Origin of the sequence: Herbidospora sp. NBRC 101105, from assembly GCF_030269205.1 — a bacterium.
Taxonomy (GTDB): Bacteria; Actinomycetota; Actinomycetes; order Streptosporangiales; family Streptosporangiaceae; genus Herbidospora; species Herbidospora solisilvae.
Genome location: NZ_BSSX01000004.1, coordinates 474,162 through 486,468 on the forward strand (window position 1 = coordinate 474,162; position 12,307 = coordinate 486,468).

Annotated in this window: 12 protein-coding genes; 7 read left to right on the forward strand and 5 right to left on the reverse strand. The window is 71.5% G+C overall.

Annotated elements, in window-relative coordinates:
• The first annotated feature begins 22 nt into the window (after positions 1 to 22).
• The 6 genes from QSK34_RS19535 (at position 23) to QSK34_RS19560 (ending at position 6,668) form a co-directional block, all read left to right on the forward strand.
• Positions 23 to 1,066: a zinc-dependent alcohol dehydrogenase gene (locus tag QSK34_RS19535; RefSeq protein WP_285585669.1), complete on the forward strand. Its 1,044-nt coding sequence runs from the start codon at positions 23 to 25 to the stop codon at positions 1,064 to 1,066.
• 15 nt (positions 1,067 to 1,081) lie between these two features.
• Positions 1,082 to 2,392, forward strand: coding sequence for a xylulokinase (locus QSK34_RS19540; protein ID WP_285585671.1), 1,311 nt, complete (start codon positions 1,082 to 1,084; stop codon positions 2,390 to 2,392).
• 83 nt (positions 2,393 to 2,475) lie between these two features.
• Positions 2,476 to 3,783, forward strand: a complete 1,308-nt coding sequence (locus QSK34_RS19545) for an extracellular solute-binding protein (protein WP_285585672.1) — start codon at positions 2,476 to 2,478, stop codon at positions 3,781 to 3,783.
• Positions 3,780 to 4,724: a carbohydrate ABC transporter permease gene (locus tag QSK34_RS19550; RefSeq protein ID WP_285585674.1), complete on the forward strand. Its 945-nt coding sequence runs from the start codon at positions 3,780 to 3,782 to the stop codon at positions 4,722 to 4,724. The genes QSK34_RS19545 and QSK34_RS19550 overlap by 4 nt, the downstream gene beginning before the upstream one ends.
• Positions 4,721 to 5,536 carry a carbohydrate ABC transporter permease gene (locus QSK34_RS19555; RefSeq protein WP_161482378.1) on the forward strand — a complete coding sequence of 272 codons (816 nt, stop codon included), beginning with the start codon at positions 4,721 to 4,723 and terminating at the stop codon, positions 5,534 to 5,536. Before QSK34_RS19550 ends, QSK34_RS19555 begins: the two co-directional genes overlap by 4 nt.
• Before the next feature lie 16 nt (positions 5,537 to 5,552).
• Positions 5,553 to 6,668, forward strand: a complete 1,116-nt coding sequence (locus QSK34_RS19560; protein WP_161482377.1) for a Gfo/Idh/MocA family protein — start codon at positions 5,553 to 5,555, stop codon at positions 6,666 to 6,668.
• Here QSK34_RS19560 and QSK34_RS19565 read toward each other — a convergent pair.
• From QSK34_RS19565 to QSK34_RS19580, 4 genes are read right to left on the reverse strand one after another with little or no spacing between them, the layout of a single operon-like run.
• Positions 6,655 to 7,920, reverse strand: a complete 1,266-nt coding sequence (locus tag QSK34_RS19565; RefSeq protein ID WP_285585676.1) for a PP2C family protein-serine/threonine phosphatase — start codon at positions 7,918 to 7,920, stop codon at positions 6,655 to 6,657. The genes QSK34_RS19560 and QSK34_RS19565 overlap by 14 nt on opposite strands.
• Positions 7,917 to 8,687 (reverse strand): anti-sigma factor antagonist, encoded by a 771-nt coding sequence (locus QSK34_RS19570; protein ID WP_285585677.1) that lies wholly within the window; start codon positions 8,685 to 8,687, stop codon positions 7,917 to 7,919. Before QSK34_RS19570 ends, QSK34_RS19565 begins: the two co-directional genes overlap by 4 nt.
• A 50-nt stretch (positions 8,688 to 8,737) precedes the next feature.
• A complete protein-coding gene (locus QSK34_RS19575) occupies positions 8,738 to 9,331 on the reverse strand; it encodes a TetR/AcrR family transcriptional regulator (protein ID WP_285585858.1) in 594 nt (197 codons plus the stop codon).
• Positions 9,331 to 10,110, reverse strand: a complete 780-nt coding sequence (locus QSK34_RS19580) for a class I SAM-dependent methyltransferase (RefSeq protein ID WP_285585678.1) — start codon at positions 10,108 to 10,110, stop codon at positions 9,331 to 9,333. Before QSK34_RS19580 ends, QSK34_RS19575 begins: the two co-directional genes overlap by 1 nt.
• Positions 10,111 to 10,165: 55 nt before the next feature.
• Here QSK34_RS19580 and QSK34_RS19585 point away from each other — a divergent pair, with 55 nt between their 5' ends.
• A complete protein-coding gene (locus QSK34_RS19585; protein WP_285585679.1) occupies positions 10,166 to 11,473 on the forward strand; it encodes a glycosyltransferase family protein in 1,308 nt (435 codons plus the stop codon).
• A gap of 30 nt (positions 11,474 to 11,503) precedes the next feature.
• Here QSK34_RS19585 and QSK34_RS19590 read toward each other — a convergent pair whose 3' ends face one another.
• Positions 11,504 to 12,217, reverse strand: a complete 714-nt coding sequence (locus QSK34_RS19590) for a choice-of-anchor P family protein (protein ID WP_285585680.1) — start codon at positions 12,215 to 12,217, stop codon at positions 11,504 to 11,506.
• Positions 12,218 to 12,307: the final 90 nt, after the last annotated feature.

Consider the following 12,307-nt stretch of genomic DNA (forward strand, 5'->3'; position numbering starts at 1 on the left):
CCAGAGAACAGGAGCCTGAGAGATGATGCGTGCGGCCGTCTTCCACGGCGGCCGGGACATCCGGATCGAGGAGATGGCGATCCCGCTGCCCGGCCCCGGCGAAGTGCTGGTGCGGGTCGGCGCGGCCGGTGTCTGCGGCAGCGACGTGCTGGCCTTCCGCGGCCAGGGCCCGTGGCAGCACAGCCCCGACAAACCCGGCCGGGACGGCCACGAGCTGGCCGGCGAGATCGCCGCGCTCGGCGACGGCGTCACCGGTCTGCGCGTGGGCCAGCGGGTCGCCGTCGAGCCGAAGCACCTCATCGCCTGCGGCCAGTGCCCGCCCTGCCGCAACGGCCGGTCGCACCTGTGCCGCAGGCGAGGCTACGTCGGCGACGTCCACGTGACCAGCGAGGGCTTCGCCGAATACGACCTGGCCCCCGCCGAACGGGTCCACGTGTTGCCGGACTCGGTCTCCCTCGCGGCGGGGGCCATCCTCGACTGCTACGCGTGCGGCGTGCACACCCACAACCTGGTGCGGACGCCCGCCGGGAGCAGGGCGGTCGTCCTGGGCAGCGGCACGATGGGCCTGACCATGGGCCAGGTGCTGCGTGCCCACGGGGTCAAGGTGCTGCTGACCGGCACGGCGAAGGAGTTCCTCGACCTGGCGCTGGAAGCGGGCGCGGCCGACGAGGTGGCCTTCGCCCACGACGCCCGAGCCGGCATCGAGGACTTCACCGACGGGAAGGGCGCCGACCTGGTCGTCGACGCCGTCGCGATCCCCAACGTGACGCTCCAGCAGGCGGTCGAGTCGGCGGCCGAGGGCTCCCCGGTGTGCGTGCTGGGCGTCTACCCGACCCCGCCGCGCCTGGAACCGCACGTCGCCTACGTGCGCGAGGTCTCCGTCCACTGGTCCAACAGCTACGGCCCCGGCGCGTACGCCGAGGCGCTGCGGCTGGTGGCCGGGAACCAGGTCGCGGCCGACGCGCTGATCACCCACCGGTTCCCGCTCGACCGGATCGTCGAGGCGTTCACCGCCGCCGACGAGAAGGAGCGGTCTCTGGCGATGAAGGTCCTGATCGAGCCCTAGAAGGGGGTGACCGGCATGCACGTCCTGGCGATCGACCAGGGGTCGAGCGGCGCGAAGGCGGCCGTCGTCGACGGCGAAGGGCGCATCGTCGCCATGACCTCGCGGCGCACGCCGGTCGAGCACCCCGAGACGACCGCCGCGCAGGCCGACCCGGAGATGTGGTGGCGGGCGCTGGTGTCGTGCGTCTCCCGGCTGCCCGTCCACGACGTGCGGGCGGTCGCGATCTCCGGTTTCATGCACACGGTCGTGCCGGTCACCGACGAGGGCAAGGTCCTCGGGCCCGCGTTGTTGTGGCCCGACCAGCGTCCGGACGGGCCGAGCGCGGCCGAGCGGGTGGCGTGGTGGGCCGAACGCGACCCGCTGGCCGTGCTGGCCCGGTGGTATCTGCCGGTCAAGGACTTCCTGCGGATGCGGCTGACCGGCGAGGCCGCCACCGACCGCTACGAGGCGGGCGGCACCGGCTTCCTGCGCGACGGCGCCTGGTCGCCGGCGGTCGCCACCCAGGCGGGCATCTCGGCCGACCGGCTGCCCCCGATCGGCGAGCCGCTCGACGTCGCCGGAGCGGTCACGAGAGAGGCCGCCGCCGCGACCGGCCTGCCCGAGGGCACCCCGGTCGTCATGGGCACCGGCGACTGGATGGCCACCCTGCTCGGCTCGGCGGCGGTGCTTCCGCGACGGGCCTGCGTCTATCTCGGCACGGCCGGCGCCGTGGGCGGCTTCGCCTCAGCGGAGTCCGCCGCCGCGCTGACCGACCCCCTGTGTTTCGCCGCCGCGACCTCGACGGGGTCGGCGCTCGACTGGATCGCCGAGCTGACCGGCAGAGGAGCCCCCGAAGCGGTCGCGGCGGCGGAGTCGGTCCCGCCCGGCGCCCGCGGGGTGGTCGTCCTGCCCCACCTGATGGGCGAGCGCGGCATGGGCCACGACCGGTCCGCCCGGGGGTCCGTACACGGCCTGACCCTCGCCCACGGCGCCGCCGACCTGGCGAGAGCCGTGATGGAGGGCACCGCCTTCTGGCTCCGCGCCATCGCCGGGGCCGCGCTCGACCAGCGCGACCCGGCGGAGCTGGTCGCGGTCGGCGGCGGCGCCCGCAGCGACCTCTGGCTGCGCATCCTCGCGGCCGTGCTGAAGCGGGACCTGACGGTCCCCGAGACGACCGAGGCCGGGATCCTCGGCACGGCCATGATCGCCGACCGAGCTCTGTCCGGACGGGCGTCCCACGAGCGGTGGACACGGGTCGCCAGGACCGTGCCCGCCGATCCGAACCTGGCGAACGTGTACGAACCGCTCTTCGAGGAGTTCCTCCACCTGGAGGAACGCCACCGGTAGCCCACGGGCTGCCCGACCCAGGACCAATGCGCACGGGGGGCGCTCATACACCGCTTTCGCGACCGCCATTGCCAGGAGAAGAAATGCAACGACCGTGGAAAAGCGCACTGAAGGTCATCACCGCCACGTCGGCGGCGGCCGCACTCATGCTCGCCTCGGCCTGCGGCTCGGACGACGCCGCGGAGGGCAATGCGACCGGTGAGGTCACCGGCCCCATCGACGTGTGGATGGGCGACCCGATCGGCGCCGCCCAGCAGCCGACGATCGTCCAGCTCGCCAAGGACTACGAGACCGCCCACCCCGGCACCAAGGTGAACCTGCGGTTCCTCGGCGCCGACGCGCACAAGACCTACCTGACCAGCATCGCCGGCGGCACCGTGCCCTGTGTCGCGCTCATCGGCAACACCTGGAGCCCGGAGTTCGCCGGCCTCCAGGCCCTGGAGCCGATCGCGCAGGACCCGGCGTCGATGAAGGGCGTCTACACCCAGAGCATGATCGACTCGACCGTGCTCGACGGCGTCTCGTACGCGGTGCCCTACGACACCGGCGTGCGGGCGCTCATCTACCGCAAGGACCTCTTCGACAAGGCCGGCCTGGCGGCCCCCAAGACCTGGGACGAGGTGCTGAGCTCGGCCACGAAGGTGCAGCAGGACAACCCCGGGGTCAACGGCTTCGGCATCATCGGCGGCAACCAGTGGTACTGGCTGCCGATGATCTGGAACTGGGGCGGCGAGATCGCCGTCCAGGAGGGCGGCGCCTGGAAGGCCAAGGTCGACTCGCCCGAGGCGGTCGCCGCCTTCACCTTCTACGCCGACCTGCTGACCAAGCACAAGCTGGCCCCCGAAGGGGCGGCCACCTGGCAGGGCGCCGACGCGTCCAAGGCGTTCGCGCTCGGGCAGATCGGCATGATGGTCGGCGGTTCGTGGGACCTGAAGACGATCCTCGCGCAGAACCCCGGGATGGAGCAGCAGCTCGCCACCGCGCCGCTGCCGGCCGGCCCCGGCGGCAACAACGACACCTTCGCGGGCGGCAGCAACCTGGCCATCTTCAAGGGGTGTGACAACAAGGCGACCGCCAAGAGCTTCGTGGACTTCCTGATGAAGACCGAGAACCTCGTGCCGGTCACCACCAAGATCGGTCTCCTCCCGGCGACCGTCGACGCCCTGGAGAAGGAGCGCACCAGCGGTTCGTTCTCCACCCCGCTGCTGCGGGCCTACGCCGAGCAGGCGCCGAACACGCGGTCGATCCCGCCGGTGGCCACATGGGGCAAGGTCGAGGGCACCGGGGCCATCGTCAACGCGATGCAGGCGATCATGAACGGGCAGCAGACGCCCGAAGCGGCCATGCAGGAACTGGCCTCGCAGATTGACGCCGCGATCGGACAACAATGACCTCTACCACCAGCAGGCGGGCACAGCACACCGTTGTGCCCGCCCGCCCGGGAAGCCGGACCCGGTCCCGATGGGACCGGTTCGGCCTGCCGAGTCTCCTGCTCGCCCCCCTCCTGGCGGTGATCCTGGGAGTGGTCGGCTACCCCATCGTGCGGACCGTCTGGCTCTCCTTCCACGAGGGCGAATACCTCATGACCGGGGCCTTCAACGGCGTCGACAACTACACCGAGATCTTCGGCGACCCCTACTTCCTGGCCGCGCTGCTCCGCACGACGGTCTTCGCGGTCGTCTGCGTGGTCACCACCCTGCTGATCAGCCTGGCCATCGCGCTCGTCCTGGACGCCGGGTCGTGGACGGCCAGGATCGTCACGGTGGTCGTGCTGCTGCCCTGGGCGATGCCCCGGGTGGCCAGCGGCATCATCTGGAAGTGGATGTTCAACGACCAGTACGGCATCGCCAACTGGCTGCTGGTCTCCCTCGGCTTCGACTCGTTCCGGGGCTACGCCTGGTTCAACGACGGCTTCGCCTCGCTGGTCGCCATCACGATCGCCGTGGTGTGGCACTCGGTGCCGTTCATCGCGATCTCGATGCTGGCCGGGCTGCGCGCCACGCGCGGTGAGGTGCTGGAGGCGGCCCGGGTCGACGGCGCGGGCTTCTACCAGCAGCTGATCAGGGTCCGGCTGCCGATGATGAAGCCGCTGCTGACCATCCTCGGCGTGATGTCGACGATCTTCGCGTACCAGTCGTTCGACCACTTCCTGGTGATGACCACCCCGCCGGGCGGGCCGAGCCACAGCACCGAGGTGCTGTCGCTGCTGACCTGGCTGCAGGCGTTCACCGTGCTCGACCAGGGGGTCGCGGCGGCGATGGCCGTCGTCACGTTCGTGCTGCTGGCCGGGATCACCGCCGTCTACGTGAGGTTGTCGAAGGAGGGCACATGACCCGGCGGCTGGTCGTCTATCCGGCGATGGTGCTCATCTGCGTGGTGAGCCTGTTCCCGTTCTTCTGGATGATCGTCACCTCGCTCAAGCCGGACACCGAGATCTTCACGGTGTCGCCGCAGTTCATCCCGCACGAGCCGATCCTGTCGCGCTACACCGAGTTGTTCTCCGGGGCGATCCCCCGCCAGTTCCTCAACTCACTGCTGGTCGCCGGGGCCACCACGGTCGTCACCGGGCTGATCGCGCTGCTGGCGGGCTACGCGCTGGCGCGGTTCAACGTGCCGATGAAGCGCTACCTGCTGATCGTGATCCTGTCGATCCAGATGCTGCCGCAGACGGTGCTGGTCATCCCGCTGTTCGTGGTGCTGCGCAACACCGATCTGCTCGGCACCTACCAGGGGCTCGTGTTGTCGCACCTCGCGCTGACGGTGGGGCTGGCGACGTACATGCTGCGGAGTTTCTTCCTGGACATCCCGGTCTCCCTGGAGGAGTCGGCGATGGTCGACGGGGCCTCGCGGATGAAGGCCGTGCGGCTCGTCGTGTTCCCGCTCGTCTGGCCGGGGCTGGCGGCCAGTTCCATCTACGGGTTCATCACGTCGTGGAACGAGCTGATGTTCTCGGCGACGTACATGCAGCAGTCGTCCAGGGAGACGCTCCCGGTCGCGCTGCAGCAGTTCTTCTCCAGCTACTACTCCGACTGGGGCGGCGTCATGGCGGCCAGCGTGATCTTCACGATCCCGGTCGTCGTGTTCTTCCTGCTGGTCCAGAGGCGCCTCATGCAGGGCATGGTCGCGGGCGCGGTCAAGGGTTGAGAAAGGGTTCTGTCTGATGTTGAAGCTCGGGGTCCTCGGGGTCGGGGCGATCGCCACGGTCGACTACGGGGTGCTGCCCAATCTGCACCACATCGCCGACAAGGTGGAACTGGTCGCGTTGTGCGACCCGGTGGAGGAGCGCACCGCCGCCGCCGCGAAGACGTACGGCGCGCGGGAGACCTACGCCACGCTCGACGAGATGCTCGACGCGTCCGACATCGACCTGGTGCTCAACCTGACCCCCATCCCGGCGCACGGCCCGACCTCGCTGAAGATCCTGGAGGCGGGCAAGCACCTGGCGACCGAGAAGCCGCTGGCCACCACGATGGAGGAGGCCGACGCGCTCATCGACCTGGCCGCCGCGAGCGGCCTCAAGATCGTCTGTTCGCCGCCCAACATGCTCTACCCGAGCCGCATCGAGGCGGCCCGGCTGATCCGCGAAGGGGTCATCGGCAAGGTCGCGTTCGCCAAGGTCCGGGCCAGCCACGGGGGCCCGGCCTCGATGATGAACTGGCCGACCGACCCGACGTGGTTCTACCAGGAGGGGTCCGGCCCGCTGTTCGACGTCGGCGTCTACGGCATCCACGAGATGCTCGGCCTGCTCGGCCCGGCCAAGCGGGTGTCGGCGTTCTCGGGCGTCACCGAGCCGACCCGCGTGGTGCGCTCCGGCCCGTACGCCGGCAAGGAGATCACCGTCACCACCGACGACAACACCCTGATCATGCTCGACTTCGGGGGCGGCACGTTCGCCGTCGTCGACGGCACCTTCAACGTGAACGCCGCCAAGGGCCCCCGCCTGGAGGTCTTCGGCCGCAAGGGCACCCTGAACCTGCCGAACAACCTGCCGGTGAACGGCGGCCGGGGCATCGACCTGTTCCTGCTGGAGGCCGCCGCCGGGCTGAGCGGGTGGGTCGACCTCGACCTCGCCCACCTGGAGCCGGCCCAGCAGCGCGTCGACAAGCTGCGCCGGGCGCTGCTGGTCGACCACCTCGCCGACGTCGTGAACGGCACGGCCGAGGAGGTCATGGGCGGCGACGTCGCCCGCCACGCGCTGGAGATCATGCTGAAGGCGCACGAGTCGGCCCGCACCGGTCAGGCGCTGGAGCTCACGACCACCTTCAGCCGGTCGTGACGACCAGCAGGGCGATGTCGTCTTCGTGGGCGCGGACGTCGACCAGCTCCGCGATGAGCCGGTCGGCGACCGCGTCGAGGTCGGCGAGGTCACGGGTGCCCTGCCAGAGCGCCTTCAGCACGCCCATGCCGGCGTCGATCGCCCGGTCGCGCCGCTCGACCAGGCCGTCGGTGTAGAGGAGCAGCCGGGCCCCGGGCGGGAAGTACACCTTGTGCTCGACGTAGTTGTAGTCGACCACGCCCAGGGGCGGCCCGGCGCCGTCGTCGAGGAACCGGTAGGGCCCGCCGGCGACGTCGAGCAGCATCGGGAGCTGCCCGGCGTTGGCCCAGGTCAGAGTCTGGGCGTCGGCGTCGTAGACGGCGAGGCAGCAGGTCACCAGGCGGGCCCGGTCGGCGGCCCGCAGCACCACGGCCGACTGGCGCAGGATCTCGCCCGGCGACATGTGGCTGACCGCCAGGGCCCGTACGGCCGTGCGCATCTGCCCCATCACGGCGGCGGCCTGGATGCCCTTGCCCATCACGTCGCCGACCACGAGCGCGACCCGGCCGTCGTCGATCGGGATCAGGTCGACCCAGTCTCCGCCGACGTCGATGCCGTGGGCCGGATAGTAGCGCCAGGCGTGCCGCACCCCGGGGACGTGCGGTAACGGGGACAACAGGCTGCGCTGGAGCTCCACGGCGGCGTCGCGGTGGCGCTGGTAGAGGCGGGCGTTGTCCATGGCCACGGCGGCCTGCGCGGCCACGCCGGTGGCGAGCTGCTCGTGGCGGACGGTGAACATGCCGGGTTCGGGGTGGCCGAAGAAGAACCCGCCGAGCACCTCGCCCGACGGCGAGACCACCGGCACCGCGAGGTAACTGCGCACGTCGAGGTGGCCCTCGGGCATGCCGTGGTAGGGCGGGTTCTGGCCGTAGCGGGGGTCGGCGCGCACGTCGTTCATGCGGATGACGCCCTCGCCCTGGAACGTCGGGTCGAACACCTTCGTGTTGCGCGGCATCGGGAAGCCCTCGAACGCGCTCTGGGGGACGCCGGAGAGCACGTACAGGAAGTAGCTCTCGCCGTTCATGTCGTAGACGTTGTAGAAGAACGAGCCGAAGGCCGCCCCGGTCAGCGAGGTCGCGGCGTCGCAGGCGGTGCGCACGATCCGGGGGAGGTCGAGGTCGGCGGCCAGCGCGCGGCCCACTTCGTGGAGGGTCTCGACGAGCCGGGTCTCCTCCTGGAGCCGGATGATCAAGTCGTCGAGTTCGTGGGTCATGAGCCTCCCCGGTGCTCGGAGAGGAGTTTCAACGCCTCCTCAGCGTTGTCGCGGACGGCCAGCACGGTGAGGCTTCCGGTCAGCCGGAGCAGCCGGTCGAGCGGGCCGGTCACGCCGGCCAGAACCATCAGCCCGCCCATCTCCCGGGCCGCGACCGTCGAGACGAGCAGCACCCGCAGCCCGCTGGAGTCGCAGAACGAGAGCTCCGACAGGTCGGCCGCGATGTGGGTGTCGCCCGAGGTCAGCAGGTCGGTGACCACGGCGTGCAGTTGCGGCGAGGTGGTGACGTCGAGGTCGCCGGAGACGGTCACCAGCGGCCCGGCCGCCAGTCGCGTCACGGCCACGCCGAGGCGCTGCTGCGTGCCACGGGGCTTGATCGAGTCGTCGGCGTCGACGTTCATGCGCATCTCCACCCGGGAGCCGCCGTCGCCCTGCTCGATCGTCAACTGGTCGCAGACCTCGCTCATGAGCCACAGGCCGAAGCCGCGGCGGCCGTCGAGCGAGGGCCGGGCAGGGCTGAGGTGGGCGGGGGTGAGCCGACCGGCCCGGTCGGTCACCTCCACGACGACCTGGCCTTCTTCCAGCCAGATCCGGACGGTGCCGAGGCCGTCGCCGTGTTCCAGCACGTTGACGACCGCCTCGTTGGCCGCGAAAACGAGGTCATGGAGGCGGGCTCCGGTGAGCCCGGCACCCGAGGCGAACGCGTCGATGCGGTCACGCATCGACCCGACGTCGTCGGTGATCGGCCAGGCCCCGGGCAGGTTCACGGGCACCCCAACGAGCTTCGCACCATTACACGACTGTATCGCGGGCTTCGTCACCGCACCTGGATCCCACCGAGGACGATGGTGACCAGGTCGTCGGCGAACCCCTCGGGCACGACCGCCGGGGCCCGCAGCGTGACCTCGTGACAGGCCCCGATGATCATCGTCGCGGCGGCCTCGACCGGCGCGCCGGCCGCGACGTCCCCCGTCTCCTGCCGCCGCCGCAGGAAGGCGGCGAGCTGGTCGCGCAGCCCCTGCCCGCCGGCGGCGGGGTTGCCGAGCGCGGTGAACCGTTCGAGCACCTCGGGCGCCAGGTTCGCGAACGCCGGAACGATGACCAGGTGCAGGTCGAGGGCCCTTCTCGTGTACGCCAGCAGCGCCCGCCCCAGCTCCTCGTCGTCGGCGGGCAACGGCGGCAGATCCGCTTCGGCGGCCCGCACGTGACCGTGCAGGCCGAGGGCGAGCAGCTCCTCCTTGTCGGCGAAGTGGTTGTAGAGCACCCCGGTGGCCACCTCGGCCTCCCGGGCGATCTCGCGCACGGTCAGGCCGCCGGTGCCGCGCCGGGCGATGAGGCGTGCGGCGGCGCCGATCAGGTGGTCGCGCAGGTCCACCCCGGCCTCGACGGCCCGCGCCCGGCGCGGCGCCATCACGGCCGCACCGCGCCGACCAGCAGCGCCTCGCCGTTGAGCAGCACGCCGTCAGGGGTCTCGAAGGCACGCAGCGCCGGGAGCAGCCTCCCGGCCGCGCCGTCTCCGGCCTGGTGCCGGATCGGCCCCCAGGCCCCCATGAACGCCGCCGCGTCGGCGGCGTCGGCGCCCCAGTTCTGCGGCGCGTCGACCGGCCGGGCCACGACGTCGGCGAAGCCGGCTTCGGTGAGGACGCGGCCCGCCGTCTCGGCGTCGCCGAGCGCGAGGGGGCCGGTGCCCGGCTCGGGCGCGGGCAGGCCGAGGGCCGAGACGACCTGGGCCAGGTCGCCGTAGCCGCGCATCGACAGGAACGTGAGCCGCCCGCCGGGCGCGAGGGCCCGGCCGATGTTGGCGAAGGCGGCGACGGGATCGCCGAAGAACATGATCCCGAATCTACTGAGGGCCAGGTCGAACGACGAATCGGGGAACGGGTGGACCTGCGCGTCGCCCTGGACGAAGGTGACGCCTCCCCCGCCCGTGAGCTCGCGGGCGGTGGCGAGCATCGGCCCCGACAGGTCGATCCCCGTGGCGGAGGCCGCCGTGCGCGCGGCCAGCCGGGTGGTGCGCCCGGTGCCGCACCCGATGTCGAGGACGCGGTCGCCCGGCCGGACGGCGTCGAGGAGGAACGGGTTGAAGGCGTCGTTGACGGCGTTGTAGCGGTCGGGGTGGGCGGCCCAGTGGGCGCCCTCGTAGCCGTTCCAGGCCTCGGCCTGGTGGGTGTTCACGATGTATGAACGCATGTTCATGAACGTACGTTCATAACATGATTCCGGTCAAGTGGTATGAATTGGCGCCATGGCCGTAACCCTGACCGAAACGCCGGTCGCGCCGCTGACCAGGCGCCGCGCCGAACTGACGGCCGCCGCCGTCGCGCTTGTCGTCGGGCTGTGGAACGTCTGGGTGCCGTCGTTCTGGCGGGACGAGTCGGTCTCCGCCCTGGCCGCGTCCCGGCCGATCGGCGAGTTGTGGGACCTGCTCGGCCACATGGACCGGGTGCACGCCCTCTACTACCTGCTGCTGCGGCCGGTGGCGTGGATCTCCACGTCGGAACTGGCGCTCCGGCTGCCCTCGGTGCTGGCGACGGCCGCCGCGGCCTACGGCGTCGCCGCGATCGGACGCCACCTGGCCTCCGCCCGCGCGGGCCTGCTGGCCGGGCTGGTGTTCGCGGCGCTGCCGATGGTGACGCGGTACGCGCAGGAGGTCCGCTCGTACGCGATCGTGACCGCGCTGGCGGTGCTGGCGACCTGGTTGCTGGTGACCCGGCGCAACCAGGTGCTCTACGCGCTCGTGATCGTGCTGCTGGGGTGGTCGCACGTCTACGGGTTGCTGCTGGTGGTGGCGCATCTGGTCGTCGCGCCCGACCGGCGGCGTTTCCTGCACGCCATGCTCATCGCGGCGGCGGGGCTGGCGCCCCTCGCGGTGCTGGCGGCGGGGCAGCGGGGCGTGCAGCTCGGCTGGTTGCAGCCGCCCACGTGGGCGGCCCTGCCGGCGCTGGCCCAGGAGGTCATGGGCAGCAGGTGGGCGATCATCCCGCTGCTGGGGCTGGCCGCCTTCGGGGCGCGGGGCGCGCTGGGCCGGGTGGCCGGGGCGTGGGCGCTGCTGATCCCGTTGTCGATGCTGGTCTCGCTGGTCTACCCGATCTACAGCCCCCGGTACGTGCTGTTCGCCCTCCCCGGGCTGGCCCTGCTGGCCGGGGCGGGGCTCGACCGGCTGCGCCCGAGGCCGCTGTCATGGGTCGCGCTGACGCTGCTGGTCGCGCTGACGGTGCCCAAGCACCTGTGGCTCCGGGCGCCCGACCATCGGCCCGACGACCTGCGGTCGATGGCCGCCGCGCTGTCCGAACGGGCGCGTCCGGGCGACCGGGTGCTGTACGTCGATCCCACCTATGAGTGGTTCGTCGGGGTGTACGCGGAGCCGTACAAGAAGCTGATCAAGCTGACCGGAGAGGCCGAGCGGGTGTGGGTGGTGTCCGGCGGGCGCGAACACCAGAACAGCGCCTTCGTGGAGACCGACCCGGGTTATCTGAATCTGCAGAGGCACTACCGGGCCCGCTACTACAAGGACTTCGGCTACTCCTGGTTCGCCCTCTACGTGCCCAGATGAGAAGGGCGCCCCCGCCGGGGCGCCCTTCGATCAGCCGAACCGGCGGCGGCGCAGCAGCAGCGCGCCGCCACCGGCGGCGGCCAGGCCCAGGGCCAGATAGAGGCCGGCGCCGGAGGCCAGCGGCGCGTCGCTCGGCGCGTCGAGGGTGGCCGGGCCGCAGGTCGCCGAGCTCAGGATGACGTCGCCGTCACCCGACAACGCGCGCACGCGCAGGCCGTGGACGGTCAGGCTGCCGTCGGCGTTGGGGATCTGCTCGTTGAGGCGGACCTCGACGAGCGGCAGCAGCGGCGGGAACAGGAACGTGGTGCCCGCCGCGGGGCTGCTGTCCAGGGTGGTGCCGAGCACCTTCGCGTCGGCCAGCGTCGTCGAGCCCGTCGTGGGCTGACCGGCGACCGCGGTGCACTCCGCCCGGACGGAGCCCGCGGTGAAACCGACGCCCAGCAGGGCCGCGTTCAGGCCGTCGACCGACGCCCGCGCCGACTCGGTCCCGACGGCGGTCTTCTGCTCGACCTCCACCGCCACCGCGCCGGTCGACACGGTGCCGACGTTGACCGAGGCGATCTCCGCGGCCGGGTTGCCGGGTTCGGCCTGCGGCGCGGGGCGGAACCTGAGCCCCAGCGGCAGGGTGATCGAGGCGCCGTAGGCGTTGACCGTGTCGTCGCTCGCGCGGGCGGTGCTCGTCGTCCCCGCGAGCAGCGTCGTCAGCGCCGCCAGGGAAACGGCGAAAGTACGTCCGAGAAACATGTGCGGGCCCTCCGCGGGCTTCTTGTATAAGTCGGTGACGCTCCAAGTTATTCGTGTGCCGAGTGGTAAACGGTAAGGGACCTGTCAGTT

Coding starts and splice junctions, on each gene's coding strand:
- QSK34_RS19585 (WP_285585679.1), top strand. CDS start 10,166: ATGGCCGTAACCCTGACCGAAACGCCGGTCGCGCCGCTGACCAGGCGC.
- QSK34_RS19560 (WP_161482377.1), top strand. CDS start 5,553: ATGTTGAAGCTCGGGGTCCTCGGGGTCGGGGCGATCGCCACGGTCGAC.
- QSK34_RS19555 (WP_161482378.1), top strand. CDS start 4,721: ATGACCCGGCGGCTGGTCGTCTATCCGGCGATGGTGCTCATCTGCGTG.
- QSK34_RS19575 (WP_285585858.1), bottom strand. CDS start 9,331: ATGGCGCCGCGCCGGGCGCGGGCCGTCGAGGCCGGGGTGGACCTGCGC.
- QSK34_RS19545 (WP_285585672.1), top strand. CDS start 2,476: ATGCAACGACCGTGGAAAAGCGCACTGAAGGTCATCACCGCCACGTCG.
- QSK34_RS19565 (WP_285585676.1), bottom strand. CDS start 7,920: ATGACCCACGAACTCGACGACTTGATCATCCGGCTCCAGGAGGAGACC.
- QSK34_RS19535 (WP_285585669.1), top strand. CDS start 23: ATGATGCGTGCGGCCGTCTTCCACGGCGGCCGGGACATCCGGATCGAG.
- QSK34_RS19540 (WP_285585671.1), top strand. CDS start 1,082: ATGCACGTCCTGGCGATCGACCAGGGGTCGAGCGGCGCGAAGGCGGCC.
- QSK34_RS19550 (WP_285585674.1), top strand. CDS start 3,780: ATGACCTCTACCACCAGCAGGCGGGCACAGCACACCGTTGTGCCCGCC.
- QSK34_RS19590 (WP_285585680.1), bottom strand. CDS start 12,217: ATGTTTCTCGGACGTACTTTCGCCGTTTCCCTGGCGGCGCTGACGACG.
- QSK34_RS19580 (WP_285585678.1), bottom strand. CDS start 10,110: ATGCGTTCATACATCGTGAACACCCACCAGGCCGAGGCCTGGAACGGC.